The sequence below is a fragment of the Ensifer sp. LC163 genome (genome assembly GCF_001695855.1).
GTDB lineage: Bacteria > Pseudomonadota > Alphaproteobacteria > Rhizobiales > Rhizobiaceae > Ensifer.
Map to the genome: position 1 here is coordinate 84105 of NZ_MBSS01000020.1, position 13753 is coordinate 97857.

Consider the following 13753-nt stretch of genomic DNA (forward strand, 5'->3'; position numbering starts at 1 on the left):
GGCGGGTGAGTGGGGCAACGCGATATGATTGCGATGGAGTTCCTCCCGGTTCTTGTCATGGTCGCCGGAATTGTTGGGGTGGCGGGGGCGACGCTATTTGTCTCTTCGCTGCTGCGTCCGTCCAATCCCTATCCCGCAAAGAACATGCCCTATGAATGCGGCATGGACCCGGCAGGCGAGGCCGCCGGAGGCCGCTTCCGGGTGCAGTTCTTTGTTCTCGCAATCCTGCTGGTCGTCTTCGATGTCGAAACGATGTTCCTCTTTCCCTGGGCTGTCGTGCTGAAAGACATCGGGCTGGTCGGCTATGTCGAGATGTTCGTCTTCATATTGCTGCTTCTTGTGGGCTTCGCCTACGCCTGGTTGAAGGGAGCGCTGGAATGGGAGGCGTAAACAATGGGATCCGCGACAGCGTGCTGTTCACCACCGCCGAGAGCGTTATCAACTGGGGCAGAAAATCGGCGCTGTGGCCCGAGACCTTCGGTATTGCCTGCTGCGCCATCGAGATGATTTCGGCGGGGTGCGCCCGTTATGATCTCGATCGGTTCGGCGTGGTGTTCCGGCCATCACCGCGCCAGTCCGACGTGATGATTATCGCCGGTACCATAACCCGGAAATTCGCGCCCGTCGTACGCCGGCTCTATGATCAGATGCCGGAACCACGCTGGGTTATCGCAATGGGCACCTGCGCTATATCGGGCGGTGTTTACAATACCTACGCCGTGGTGCAGGGGGCGGAGACCTTCGTGCCGGTGGACGTGCATGTTCCCGGCTGCCCGCCACGGCCCGAGGCGCTGATGCATGGCTTCCTCCTGCTTCAGGAGAAGATCAAGAAATCCCGAGCGCTGGCCGGGACTCCTCTGGACCGGGTCGCGGTGCCATGAGCGTGGAGACACCCCTCAACCTCATCCTGATTACGGAGCACTTCGGCAACGCAATCGATGATCTTGGCTTCGCGCATGGTGTTCACGCCTTCGCCGCTCCGCCTCAGATGATCGTCGAGCTTTGCCGGTTTCTGAAGGAACATCCGGCGCTGCGGTTCAATTTCCTGTCGGACATCTGCGGGGTCGATCATTACCCTGAGGTGCCGCGCTACGAGGCCGTGTACCACCTCTACTCGCTGCCGAACAAATGGCGCGTTCGCATCAAATGCCGCCTTGGCGATCCGCCACGGGTCCCAACGGTGACGGGCGTCTGGCGGACCGCCAATTGGCATGAGCGCGAAGCCTGGGACATGTACGGGATAAGGTTCGAGGGCCACCCCGACTTGCGGCGGATCTACATGTGGGAAGGCTTCGAGGGCTTCCCTCAGCGCAAGGACTTTCCGCTTCGCGGCTACAAGGACGAGTTGAACCCGTTTGGCGCCGAAGGCCCGCCGCCGACGCGGCCCGACCTCGCGACCAAGAACATTCCATAAGGGAGGCCGCTCCACGCCCGGAACGTGAGATGACTGAAGTCACGGAACTGAGCAGGCCAGAAGGCGAAGCGCTCGACACCAAGGAGGTGCTCCTCAATCTTGGCCCACAACATCCCAGCACACACGGGGTGCTGCGGCTTGTCCTTGAGCTGGACGGCGAATATGTCGCTCGCGTCGACCCGCATATCGGCTACCTCCACCGCGGCACAGAAAAACTGGCCGAGAGCTTCACCTACACCCAGATTTTTCCGCTGACCGATAGGCTGGATTACCTCTGCCCGCCGTCGAACAACCTGGCTTTCGCGCTCGCGGTGGAGAAACTCCTGGGCATCGAAGCGCCGATCCGCGCGCAATATATCCGCGTGCTGATGGCCGAACTGGCGCGGATCTCCGGTCATCTCCTGATCACCGGCGCGCTGCCGCTGGACCTGGGCGCCATGACCGCGTTGCTCTACGCCATGCGCGAGCGCGAAATGATCATGGACCTTTTAGAGATGATCAGCGGCGCGCGGATGCACACCTCCTTCTGCCGGGTCGGCGGTGTGCGCGAGGACCTGCCCGACGGTTTTTTCCCCAAGATCAGGGAGTTCTGCGACATCTTCCCGAACCGGATCCGCGACTATGAACGGCTGGTCGAGAACAACCGGGTGTTCCTGAAGCGCACGCAGGGAATCGGCGTGATCACCGCCGAAGACGGCATCGATTTGGGCCTGAGTGGCCCGAACCTGCGCGCCTCAGGCGTCGACTGGGACATCCGCCGCGACGAGCCCTACGAGATCTACGACCGGCTCGACTTCAACGTCATCACCCGCAACGAGGGCGATTGCTACGCGCGCTGGCAATGCCGGGTCGAGGAGATGCGCGAGAGTGTGCGCATCATCGAACAATGCCTCGAGCAGATGCCCGAGGGGCCGTTCCAGATCGACATGCCGACGATCGCTTTCCCAGTGGACAAGGACAAGGTGCATTGTTCGATGGAGGCGCTGATCCAGCACTTTGACCTGTCGGCGTATGGCTTCAAGGTGCCGAAGGGCGAAGTCTATTCGGCGATCGAGGCGCCAAAGGGCGAGCTCGGGTTCTACATCATCAGCGACGGGTCGGCAAAACCGTTCCGCATGAAGGTGCGGTCACCGTCGTTCGTCAACCTGCAGGGCCTGTTCGGGACGAGCAATGCCCACTACCTGGCCGACATGATCGCCGTGCTGGGCAGCCTCGACCCGGTGATGGCCGAGGTGGACAAGTAGCGGGAGATTTGGACGCGATGAGCATGCGCGAAAAGATCGAAGTGGCGGCGGCGCGGTATCCGGACCAGCGCTCCGCGATCATGCCCGCGCTTCTGATCGCGCAGAAGGAACATGGGCATCTGCCCGGCCCCGTGCTGGAAGAGGTCGCCGACATCCTCGGTGTCGAGCGGATCTGGGTTTACGAGCTGGCGACGTTCTACACACTCTTCCGCACCGAGCCAGTGGGGGTGTTCCACTTGCAGCTCTGCGACAATGTATCCTGCATGCTGCGTGGATCCGAGGATTTGCTGAGGCATCTGGAGGCAGTGCTGGGGATCGAAAAGGACGGCACGACCCTGGACGGGCTGTTCACGCTTTCGACCGTCGAATGCCTCGGCGCTTGCGAGATGGCCCCCGTGATGCAGGTCGGAGACGACTATCACGGCGGCCTCGACATCGCGCGGATCGACGCGCTGTTGGAAAGGCTGCGGGCGGTGACGGGGCAGGCGATTGGCGCCGATCCCGCCACCACAGCACCGCCGGGAGAGTAGCGCCATGTCAGAACCCGTCCTTCTCAGGAACGTGGACGTGCCGGATGGCCATCTGCTCACGACCTACGAGGCCGGCGGCGGCTACCAGGCACTGGCGAAGGCGGTTCACGAGCACACGCCCGACGAGATCATCGATCTTGTCAAGAAATCCAACCTGCGCGGTCGCGGCGGGGCCGGATTCCCAACCGGCATGAAATGGAGCTTCGTGCCGAAGCGCGCCGGCAAGCCGAAATACCTGTGCTGCAACGCCGATGAGGGCGAGCCGGGCACCTTCAAGGACCGGATCATCATGGAGCGTGACCCGCACCAGCTGATCGAGGGCATGGCTATCAGTGGCTACGCGATCGGGGCCGAAACCGCCTATGTCTATATCCGCGGGGAATACGTGCTGGCGATCCGGCGGCTGGAGCAGGCGCTCGCCGAGGCCCATGCGAAGGGATATCTGGGAAAGCGGATTCTCGGCTCGGATTTCAATTTCACCGTGCATATCCATTGCGGCGCCGGCGCCTACATCTGCGGCGAGGAGACGGCGATGCTCGACTCGCTTGAAGGCAAGCGCGCGCAGCCGCGCTTGAAACCGCCGTTTCCGGCGGTCGAAGGGCTCTACGCCAGCCCGACCGTCATCAACAACGTCGAAACATTGGCCTGCGTTCCGCATATCGTCGCGCGGGGGCCGGAGTGGTTCCGCGGCATCGGCCCGGACAAAAGTCCCGGCCCGAAGCTCTATTGCCTCAGCGGGCAGGTGCGCAAACCGGGCCTTTACGAGCTGCCGATGGGCATACCATTGCGCGAACTGGTAGAGGAGCACGCCGGCGGGCCGCTACCGGGGCGCAAGATCAAGGCCGTGATCCCCGGCGGGGTCTCGGCGCCGCTGATCCCGGAGCGCGGGCTGGACGTTGGAATGGACTTCGACTCGCTGGCCGCCGCCGGTTCGATGCTCGGTTCGGCCGGGGTAATCGTAATCGACGACTCGACCTGCATGGTAAAGGTCGCCACCCGGATCATCGAATTCTTCCACCATGAGTCCTGCGGCAAGTGCACCCCGTGCCGCGAAGGGCTCAATTGGGTTGTAAAAGTGCTGCGCCGGGTCGAGGCGGGGCAAGGGGCGCCGGGCGATCTGGAACAGCTGGAGGCGCTCTGCAAGGGCATTTTCGGCAACACGTTCTGCGCTCTGGGCGACGGTGCAGCCATGGGGCTGCGGGCGGCACTAACGCATTTCGAGCATGAATTCGTCGCCCATATCGAAGCGCGGCGGTGCCCGTTTCACTGAGGAGCGCAAGTAGAAGGCCACAGGAAAGCAATGGTTAGCATCACGATCAACGAACAAACGCTGGAAGTGGAGGCGGGCTCTACCGTGCTGCAGGCTGCCGAGCGTTTGGGGATCGACATCCCGACCTTCTGCTATCTGAAGCGGCTGCCGGCGCTGGCCTCCTGCCGCATGTGCCTGGTGGAGATCGAGGGGCAGCGGCGACTGCAGCCCGCATGCGCGACCGCTGTCACCGACGGCATGGTGGTGCGGGCGAGCACGCCGCTGATCGAGGAAACACGCTCTTCCATGCTCGACATGCTGCTCGCCAACCATCCGCTCGACTGCCCGATCTGCGACAAGGGCGGCGAGTGCGAGCTGCAGGACCTGGTGATGGCCTACGGGCCCCGCGAAAGCCGGTTCCGTGATGCCAAACGCGTCTTCCACTCCAAGGACATCCGCCTCAGCCCGGTCATCATCATGAATGTCAACCGGTGTATCCAGTGCCAGCGCTGCGTCCGGATGTGCGAGGAAGTGGTCGGCGCTGTCGCCTTGGGCACGGTCGAAAAAGGCATGGATACCGCCGTGACCGGCTTTGAAGGCAGTCTCGCGAGTTGCGACCAGTGCGGCAATTGCGTCGAGGTCTGCCCGGTCGGCGCGCTGATGAGCTTTCCTTATCGTTACAAGGCGCGGCCCTGGGATCTGGCCGAGACCGATACGGTCTGCCCGCATTGCGGCACTGGCTGCCAGCTGACCGTCGGCACGCGCAAAGGCGAGTTCATGCGGGTCCGCTCGAAACAGGAGCATGGGGTCAACCGGGAAACGCTTTGCGTGCGGGGACGCTTCGGCCTCGATTTCGTCGAGAGCCGGGACCGGATCAAACGGCCGATGGTCCGTCGTGATGGCGCCCTCGTTCCGGTTTCCTGGGAAGAGGCGGCGGACTATCTGCGACGGCGGCTGTCGGCCGTCGAGGGAAAGGTTGTGGGCGGGCTGGCCTCGCCGCGCCTTCCCAACGAGGTTCTTTATCAGTTCCAGAAAGTGATGCGGACGGTGTTCCGCACCAACAACATAGACTGCGCGTCTCGCTGGTCCACACCTTTCGATGCGCTCGGCCCATTGGTGGCGGACTTCTACACGCGCGCGCCGCTCGAAGAAGTGATCGGCAACGATTGTGTGCTGGTCGTCGGTGGCAACGTGACCGAGGAAAACCCGGTCACCGAATATCTGCTGCGGGACGGCGCGCGGCGACGCCAGACCGGCTTGCTCATGCTCTCGGCGCGGCCATCCCGTCTGGACGCCGATGCCCGGGCGGTCGTTCGCGTTCCGCCGGGTGGTGAGGCGGCGGGCCTTGCTGCGGTGGTGGCCCGTCTCGTTGCGCCGACCAGCCAGGCCTTGGCGGGCGATGTTCCAGTGGATATCGGCGCGCCAAACGGCAAGCAGGGAGCACCCGATGGTGACGACCCGGACCGCCTAGCTGCTGCACTGCTGGACAGCAGGAGCATCACTGTTCTTGTCAGCGTCGATCTCCTGAGGTCGCCACTGGCAAGCACCGCATTACAGCAGATCAACAAGCTGCTGAGGATTCTTCGTGCCCTCGGCAAGGATCTGGCGATGCAATTCCTCTTCGACCGTGCCAACCAGCTGGGCGCCTGGGACATGGGGGTTCTGCCGGCGGCGCTACCGGGACTGCGTGCCGTCGCCGATGATGCTGCGCGCGCAACTTTCGAACGGGCCTGGGGCACCGGGATCCCGTCTGAACCGGGCGCAGATTTCGAGACCATGCTTGCGCTCTGCGACGGCGGGCGGATGGGTGCGCTCTATATCGTTGGGAGCGACCCTCTGATGAGCTATCCCGACCGGAAACTCGTGACGCGGGCGCTTGGCGCCGCCGATCTCCTGATCGTGCAGGACGCATTCCTCACGGATACGGTGGGGCTTGCCGATGTGGTGCTGCCCGCAGCGAGTTACGGCGAAGAATCCGGTATCTTCACCAACAATGAGGGCCGGACCCAGAAAGTCTGCAAGTTCCGCGAAGCCGCCTTCGAGGCGCGCGGCAATCTGGCGGTCCTCGACTTCGTCGCAGCGCTTCGAAACCAGCAGGCGCGGACGTCGACGCAAGGCGAGATCTTCGACGAGATGACCCAACTGGTTCCGGCCTATCAGGGGCTGACGCCAGGCGGGCTTGGTACTGACGGAGCATTTACCAGATCGGTCCCGACACCACCGGCTGATGAGTTCCTCGCGCCGCCGCCAGCCGTTCCGAATGCCGGCGACCGGCTCATGCTGATCACCGGCAACTGCCTGTTCCACAACGGATATCTTTCCGAACGCTCCGCGATCCTGAATACGGTTGCGGCCGACCCATATGTCGAGATGAGCGCGCGCGATGCCGCGCAGCTTGGTCTTTCGGATCGCGATCACGTGGTCGTTCGATCCACTCAGGGCGAACTGAGAGCGCAGCTCAAGGTCAACAGGCACTTTCCCAGGGGGCTCGTGTTCGTGCCGGAAAATTACAGAGACCTGCGTCTCAACAGCCTGATGCGGCAGGGCGAATACCCTTGTCCCGTGGAGGTTGAAAGGGTGCGCGCTGCCTTCGATGCGGCGGCGGGAGCCGGGGCGGCGCCTGAAAATCCCGGCCGAGGCACTGCCGAGCTTCCGGGCAGTCCACCCTAAAGCGCGTCGCGATCTCTACAGCGCCGCGCGTCTTATCAGACGCGCAAGACCGCTGCACACGTTTGCGCGACACGCTTTAATCGACGCGCCCGGTTTGCGCCCTTAGAGCGTTTTCGGTCTAAACGGAATCGCAGAAACGCTATAACTCTTTGTTTTTACGCATTTCCTGACGGAAAACCGCTTCGCACTTTTCCTGGAAATGCTCTAGTGATAAGCCGTCCCGGCAATATATTCGTGCAGCGCCTGCTCATTGCGCAACGCTTCTTCGAGCCGGTGCTTGACCACGTCGCCGATGCTCACCACGCCGACAGGAACGCCGCCGTCCATGACCAACACATGGCGTGTGCGCCAATTGGTCATGATCGCCATCACAAAGGGCAGAAAATCCTCTGTCGAGCACGTCGCCACACTGCGGTTCATGATGTCGGCGACCCGCATGGTGGGCGCCTCTATACCGTATTCGGCCACCGCATTGCAGCAGTCCCGCTCTGACAGCGTGCCCAGGCATTCCCCGGGCGAACGGCTGACAACCACAAAGCCGATGTTGTTTTCCCGAAACAGCCGCAGGACTTCTACCATCGTCTGATCCGGCGTAACCGAGATGAGTCCGGGAGACTTGGTTTTCAAGATTTGGCAGACATGCATCTGAGCCTCCTGTCTACGCGTTCCGGCTTGACGGCGGACGCGTACTCACGTTCGCCGGATATTCCGCCACCAGTTGTACCCTTGCAGTTCACTCGTCTCGACCAGAACGTCGTGTTCGGTGTTCAGGCGCGCCGCGACTACAGCGCCACCGGTCGTCGCCTTGCCCGGCTTACCGAGCAGATCGTCACGCCCGATCACCAGATCACGCGAGGAAAAACTCGAGAATTCGTATTGCTGGCCAAGCGCGATCGCGTCCGCCGGGCACGCGTCCTCGCACAGCCCGCAGAATAGGCACCGGGCCGTGTCGATTTCAAATTTTGCCGGGTGACGGTTGCCCTTTTCGTCCTCGTAGGGGATGACTTCGATGCAGTCGCAGGGACAAATCTTTGCGCAGAGCTCGCAGGCCACGCATTTGATCTCGCCCTCGTCGTCGCGCTTCAGGAAGTGGTGCCCGCGGTAACGGGCGTAAGGCAACCATTTTTCCTTGTCCGGATACTGCATGGTCACGGATCTGGAGAACATGTAGCCGAAGGTCAGAGCCAAAGCGTTCGCTAGATCGGCGAAGAACGCCCAGCCGATCCATGTTCCAACTTTGTCTCCTGCGTGCGACATCGCCGCCCCGCTACGGAGCCGCCGTGGCTCCCAAAAGAACACCGGTTATAATTATGTTCGCCATCGACAGCGGAAGCAAGACTTTCCATCCGATCGCCATCAGTTGGTCGTAGCGATAGCGTGGGAACGTGAAGCGGAACCATATGAATACATAGACGAAGAAGGCGACCTTGAGCACAAACCAGAGAATCGGCGGCAAGGGGAGCAGCACGCCGTTCCAGCCGCCGAAGAACAGGATCACCACCAGGACCGACACCAGCAGCATAATGGCATATTCGCTGACCATGAAGAACGCGAAGCGGATACCGCTGTACTCGGTATGGAACCCGGCCCCCAGATCGCCCTCCGCTTCCGCGAGGTCGAAGGGAATGCGTTGCGCTTCGGCCAGTCCGGCGACGAAGAACACGAAGAAGCCGACTGGTTGGTAGACGATGTTCCAGACATCGGCCTGCGCCCGCACGATCTCGAGCAGACTCATGGACTGCGCCAGCATGACCACGCCGATGACCGCGAACCCCATCGGGATCTCGTAGCTGATCATCTGCGCGCAGGTTCTGAGGCTGCCCAGGACAGCGTATTTGCTGTTGGCGGCCCAGCCGCCGAAGATGACGCCATAGACCTCGATCCCGATGACCGCGAAGACGAAAAGGAGCGCCACATTCATGTTGGAGACGTAGAGCGTAATTTCGGCGCCGAGGACCGAGACGGTTTCGCCGAAGGGGATCGCGACGAACACCACGAAGGGTGGGGCAAGCGCCAGGATCGGCGCCAGTTTGAAGAGGAAGCGATCGGCCTCGGCCGGGATATGGTCCTCTTTGGTTAACAGCTTGATTCCGTCCGCGACCGGCTGCAGCAGCCCGTGCCAACCCACACGCATTGGCCCCATACGCTGCTGGATGTGACCGGCGATCTTGCGTTCCAGCCAGGTCAGCGGCAAGGGCAGCAGTAGCAGGATCGCAATCAGAAACGCGACCTTGAAGACGATCAGGCCAAGAGCGACGATAAGTTCCATGATCAGCGGCTACTTATTCATCGGGTTGAAACGACGCCCGGACTTTGGCTCCAGCTATATGTTGAACGCTACGCTTGCCAGCCTTTACGGTACAGCGACGATGCGTCAGTTGCAAAGCGGAAATCATTTCCGCTTTGCTGTTGGGCGCTTGGCGCAAACGACTTCACTCAGAACTTGAGTTCGGCTGGTTCTCACAAGCCTCCGTGCGATCAGGCCCCCGCAACCAAATCAAAAAAACCGCGAGACAGAAATGTCCGCGGGCTTCTGGCGTTCCAAAACCAACACAAACGTCGGCAGACCACCGATCCGACCGCTCTCCGCTTTGATGTCTTTGCCAGACCAGCGGCAATTCAGCGGAGCGCGTCTGCGAGGCTCGCCGGCTTGCCTGCCGGCCGAGCGAGCTCCAGGCCCGACAGGAGGTCAAGCAGGTGTTCCTTCATCAGGTCGGCGGCCTTAGCGGATTCGCCCGCCTCGATGGCGTCGACCAGCGCATGATGCGCGTGGCTTTCGCAGGTTGTGTCGCGCCGCTTCCAGTAAAGAGCAATAATCAGCGAGGAGTGGGAAACGAGATCACGGACGAAGCCGGTCAGAACGCAATGGCCGGCAATTTCCGCGATACCCACATGAAATCGCGCCGATAACATGATCGCGTCGCTGTCGCGGCCGGCATGCAGCGCCTCATGCTCCTTGTCGAGATGGCGGCGCAGCAGCAATATGTCCTCCGGTTTAGCCACTTCCGCGGCAAGTGCGGCGACTTTGGGTTCGATCAGTGCGCGCGCTTCGAAAACCTCGCGCGCTTCTCTGGTCGACGGCTGAGCGACAAAGGCACCGCGATTAGGTTCTAGTCGTACGAGACGGTCGTGGGCCAGCGCCTGAAGGGCGGCCCGGATCACCGTGCGGCTGACCGCATAGATCGATGCAAGCTCGTCTTCCGGCAGCTTCGTGCCCGGGGCGAGCCGATGTGCGACGATTGCGTCCCGGAGGCCGTGATAGATCGGCGACCAACGCGTGGCCGGCATCCGACTGTGGATTTCCGGATCGAGTATAGGCGACATATTCATCGTTTCTGGCGGGCTCGTCTTTTGTCTCGCTCGCCGACGGACAACGTCCTTGGGCATCCCGATGCATCCTTATTGAAGCTTGCTCAACCCCGACGACAATGGCGCGTAGTGACCGGCAAATTGCTTGACGAGTGGCGCGGCATAACCGCCGACCTTCGAGGTTCTCAGACCCAAAGCGCAGATGGCTTCGGCAAGCTTGACCGCACAGGCCACACCGTCAAGCACCGGCACCCCATATTCGCTCGAAAGCTGGTGCGCCAAATCGGCCATCCCGGCACAACCGAGTACGATCGCCTCTGCTTTGTCTTCGGCGATCGCACGGGCAATTTCAACCGAGATCTTCTGACGCGCTTCAGAACCCGGCTCTTCGAGGTCAAGTACGGCGACATCCGACGCCCTCACCTTGGCGCAGCGAGAGGACAGACCGTATTTCGATAGATTGTGCTCGATCGCCGGCACTGAGCGCGCAAGCGTGGTGACGACGCTGAACTTACCGGCAATCAACGTTGCAAGGTGAAACGCCGCTTCGCCTATTCCAATCACCGGTGCGCTTGTAGCGCAGCGCGCCGCATCGAGACCGGTATCGTCGAAACATGCGATGACATAGGCGTCCATATCGCCTGCCTTGAACATTTCGGCGAGAATGCCAGGCACCACGAAGGCCTCATCGAAATAGCCCTCGATGCTTGGTGGGCCGTCCTCGGGATTGACTGCGATGATCCTGGTTCTGGCCGACGCCGCGATCTTTGCAGCCTTGCCGATCTTGCCGGTCATCGAGGCCGTGGTGTTGGGATTTATGACAAGGATGCGCATGTCCGGTCCTACCTACACTTCGCCGCCGAGATAGAGATGCCTGACACGGTCGTCATTCAGCAACTCGACCGAATTTCCGCTGAGCGCCACCTTGCCGGTCGTCAACGCGTAGGCACGCTGGGAGATCCGCAGCGCCATGCGCGAGTTCTGCTCGACAAGCAGCACGCTGACCTTTTCGTCGCGGTTGATCGCCACGATCGACCGCGCGATGTCCTGGACCAGCTTCGGCGCGACGCCAAGCGACGGTTCGTCGAGCAGCAGCAAACGGGGGCGCGCCATCAGCGCTCGGCCGATCACCAGCATCTGCTGCTCGCCGCCGCTCATCGTCCCCGCCTGCTGCGAATAACGCTCCTTGAGCCGCGGGAAGCGCGTCAACACCATATCCATACTCTGCTGTATCTCGGCCTTGTCGGAGCGCGTGAAGGCACCCATCAGAAGGTTGTCGCGCACCGTCATGAAAGGGAAGACACGACGCGCTTCCGGCACCATGGAGATTCCCATGCGGACGATCTCATCCGGCGCGATGCCGTCAATACGGTTGCCGCGATAGCGGATCTCACCCTTGCGGATCCTTCTGAGGCCGGTGATGGCACGCAGGATCGACGACTTGCCCGCCCCGTTGGCGCCGATCAGCGCCACGGTCTCGCCTTCCTTAACCTCGATCGACACGCCTTTCAGGGCATAGACGTGGTCGTAGTAGAGCTCGACGTCATCGAATTTGAGAAGCGGTTCCATGGCCTACAATCCGATCGATTCGTCTTCGGCACCGAGATAGGCTTCGATGACCTTTGGGTTCTGCTGGATTTCCGCCGGGGTACCCTCGGCGATCTTCTCGCCGAAGTTGAGTACGACGATGCGGTCGGAAATGTTCATGACGGCCGGCATATCGTGTTCAACCAGGAGCACGGTAATGCCGCGTTCGCGCAGCTTACGCACGATTTCGACCGCGCGCCTGGTCTCGTCGTGATTCATGCCCGCGAAGGGCTCATCGAGCAGGATGACGGACGGATCGGTGGCAAGCGCGATGGCAATGCCGAGCGCCCGCAGATGCCCGTGGGGCAGGTTGCTGGCGATCTCGGCCTGCATCGCTCCCAGTCCAAGGAAGGCGAGAATCTCGTCGGCGGATCTGCCGAAGGCGTCCAGATCGCTGCGCGCCGAGGCACTGCCGAAGTAAAAGCCGACGAGGCTGGCGCGGGACCGCAGATGGTGAGCCGTCACGACGTTGTCGCGCACGGTCATGTCCTTGAAGATTGTGGTCTCCTGAAATGTCCGCACCACACCCTTTCGAGCCGTGATGTGCGGCGACAGCCCGGAGATCCGCTCGCCCTTGAACCTCACTTCGCCTTCGGTCGGCCGCAGGAAGGAGGCGATCAGCTTGAACAGGGTCGACTTGCCGGCGCCGTTCGGCCCGATGACTGAAAGGATCTCGCGCTCGCGCACCGAAAAGGAGACGTCGTTGACCGCGACGAGCCCGCCGAAACGTTTGGTAAGGCCGATGACTTCGAGAATGTCGGTCATGGTGCTAGCCGCTCCTCTTGCCGGGCAGGGCTAGGCTCAGCAGGCCGTTGGGTAGGACCAGCATCAGCACGATCAGCACTGTCGAGAAGATCAGGAGTTGGAATTCGCCCGCCTGGAACAGCACGTCCCAACCGAAATAGAGGACAAAGGTTCCAAGCATCGGTCCGAGCACATAGCCAAGCCCGCCGAGGAAGCAATTGAGCATGAAATTGACCGAGTCGGCGACCGTGAAACTCGACGGATAGATCGATTGGGAGATCGATGCGAACATCGCCCCACCGACGCCGCCGAGGAAAGACGAGAGCGCATAGGCGACCACGCGGAGGTAGGCGATATTGACGCCGATCGACGAGGCGAGCTCCTCGTTCTGCTGCAGCGATTGACAGAGCTGGCCGATGCGCGAATGGGCGAGCCGATAGAGACCGAGGAAGCAAAGCGCCATCAACAATACAGCGACGATGTAGAAGGCAAACCGGGGATTGGCGAGGCTCGCGAAATCCGGAACGAAGGTGATGCCGAAAAGGCTTATGCCGGTCGGCAACGGAATGCTGACAATGCCTTTGGCACCGTTGGTGATCGGCATGGCAAGCGCAAGCAGGCGCGCGACTTCGGTCAGCACCAGCGACACCATGGCAAAATAAACGCCGCGCAGGCGCAGAATCGGCAGACCGATGAGAACGCTTGCAACGGCACAGAACAGGCCCGCCAGAGGCAGGGTCAGCCAGAACGACACGCCATAATTCGTCACCAGGATGGCGGAGACATAGCCGCCCATCAGCGCGTAGGCGCCCTGGCCGATATTGATGCGGCCGATATAGAAGGTGATCCACACGCCCGCGCTGATGATGCTGAGAAGGGCGACCGAGGTCAGCGTGTAATAGAGGTCGCTCCGGCCGGTGGCGCTGATCAGCAGCGGGACGGCCACAAGCAGCGCCAACAGGAACAGGGTGGCGGAGACGATCCTGACGGACGACGATTTGCGCAT

At 61.7% G+C, this 13753-nt stretch carries 16 protein-coding genes; 8 read left to right on the forward strand and 8 right to left on the reverse strand.

Annotated features, from left to right (window positions below):
* Positions 1–24: 24 nt before the first annotated feature.
* The 7 genes from BC360_RS17585 to nuoG are packed head-to-tail and all read left to right on the forward strand — an operon-like array spanning position 25 to position 7107.
* Positions 25–390 (forward strand): NADH-quinone oxidoreductase subunit A, encoded by a 366-nt coding sequence (locus BC360_RS17585; RefSeq protein ID WP_065784957.1) that lies wholly within the window; start codon positions 25–27, stop codon positions 388–390.
* Positions 378–881 carry an NADH-quinone oxidoreductase subunit NuoB gene (gene nuoB / locus BC360_RS17590; protein WP_065784958.1) on the forward strand — a complete coding sequence of 168 codons (504 nt, stop codon included), beginning with the start codon at positions 378–380 and terminating at the stop codon, positions 879–881. Before BC360_RS17585 ends, nuoB begins: the two co-directional genes overlap by 13 nt.
* Positions 878–1414, forward strand: a complete 537-nt coding sequence (locus BC360_RS17595) for an NADH-quinone oxidoreductase subunit C (protein WP_065796255.1) — start codon at positions 878–880, stop codon at positions 1412–1414. Before nuoB ends, BC360_RS17595 begins: the two co-directional genes overlap by 4 nt.
* A gap of 29 nt (positions 1415–1443) precedes the next feature.
* Complete coding sequence (gene nuoD / locus BC360_RS17600) at positions 1444–2658, forward strand: NADH dehydrogenase (quinone) subunit D (RefSeq protein ID WP_065796257.1); 1215 nt, start codon at positions 1444–1446, stop codon at positions 2656–2658.
* A gap of 17 nt (positions 2659–2675) precedes the next feature.
* On the forward strand, positions 2676–3188 hold the full coding sequence (gene nuoE, locus BC360_RS17605; protein WP_065784961.1) for an NADH-quinone oxidoreductase subunit NuoE: 513 nt from the start codon (positions 2676–2678) through the stop codon (positions 3186–3188).
* Positions 3189–3192: 4 nt separating this feature from the next.
* Positions 3193–4458, forward strand: coding sequence for an NADH-quinone oxidoreductase subunit NuoF (gene nuoF, locus BC360_RS17610; protein ID WP_065796259.1), 1266 nt, complete (start codon positions 3193–3195; stop codon positions 4456–4458).
* A gap of 30 nt (positions 4459–4488) precedes the next feature.
* Positions 4489–7107, forward strand: coding sequence for an NADH-quinone oxidoreductase subunit NuoG (nuoG, locus tag BC360_RS17615; RefSeq protein ID WP_065796261.1), 2619 nt, complete (start codon positions 4489–4491; stop codon positions 7105–7107).
* Positions 7108–7311: 204 nt separating this feature from the next.
* Here nuoG and BC360_RS17620 read toward each other — a convergent pair whose 3' ends face one another.
* The 3 genes from BC360_RS17620 to nuoH are packed head-to-tail and all read right to left on the reverse strand — an operon-like array spanning position 7312 to position 9376.
* Entirely contained in the window at positions 7312–7752 is a 441-nt protein-coding gene (locus BC360_RS17620; RefSeq protein ID WP_065796263.1) for a CBS domain-containing protein, read from the reverse strand.
* Positions 7753–7797: 45 nt separating this feature from the next.
* Positions 7798–8364 (reverse strand): NADH-quinone oxidoreductase subunit I, encoded by a 567-nt coding sequence (locus BC360_RS17625; protein ID WP_065796265.1) that lies wholly within the window; start codon positions 8362–8364, stop codon positions 7798–7800.
* Positions 8365–8374: 10 nt separating this feature from the next.
* Complete coding sequence (gene nuoH, locus BC360_RS17630; RefSeq protein ID WP_065796267.1) at positions 8375–9376, reverse strand: NADH-quinone oxidoreductase subunit NuoH; 1002 nt, start codon at positions 9374–9376, stop codon at positions 8375–8377.
* Here nuoH and BC360_RS31660 point away from each other — a divergent pair.
* On the forward strand, positions 9375–9554 hold the full coding sequence (locus tag BC360_RS31660) for a hypothetical protein (RefSeq protein ID WP_139110094.1): 180 nt from the start codon (positions 9375–9377) through the stop codon (positions 9552–9554). The two genes, nuoH and BC360_RS31660, sit on opposite strands and share 2 nt — an antisense overlap.
* Positions 9555–9726: 172 nt before the next feature.
* Here BC360_RS31660 and BC360_RS17635 read toward each other — a convergent pair whose 3' ends face one another.
* The 5 genes from BC360_RS17635 to BC360_RS17655 form a co-directional block, all read right to left on the reverse strand.
* Positions 9727–10431 (reverse strand): GntR family transcriptional regulator, encoded by a 705-nt coding sequence (locus tag BC360_RS17635; RefSeq protein WP_065784988.1) that lies wholly within the window; start codon positions 10429–10431, stop codon positions 9727–9729.
* A 75-nt stretch (positions 10432–10506) separates the two neighbouring features.
* A complete protein-coding gene (locus BC360_RS17640; RefSeq protein ID WP_065796268.1) occupies positions 10507–11250 on the reverse strand; it encodes an aspartate/glutamate racemase family protein in 744 nt (247 codons plus the stop codon).
* A 12-nt stretch (positions 11251–11262) separates the two neighbouring features.
* Positions 11263–11985: an ABC transporter ATP-binding protein gene (locus tag BC360_RS17645; protein ID WP_065796270.1), complete on the reverse strand. Its 723-nt coding sequence runs from the start codon at positions 11983–11985 to the stop codon at positions 11263–11265.
* A gap of 3 nt (positions 11986–11988) precedes the next feature.
* Complete coding sequence (locus BC360_RS17650) at positions 11989–12768, reverse strand: ABC transporter ATP-binding protein (protein WP_065784969.1); 780 nt, start codon at positions 12766–12768, stop codon at positions 11989–11991.
* A gap of 4 nt (positions 12769–12772) precedes the next feature.
* Positions 12773–13753 carry a branched-chain amino acid ABC transporter permease gene (locus tag BC360_RS17655; protein ID WP_065796272.1) on the reverse strand — a complete coding sequence of 327 codons (981 nt, stop codon included), beginning with the start codon at positions 13751–13753 and terminating at the stop codon, positions 12773–12775.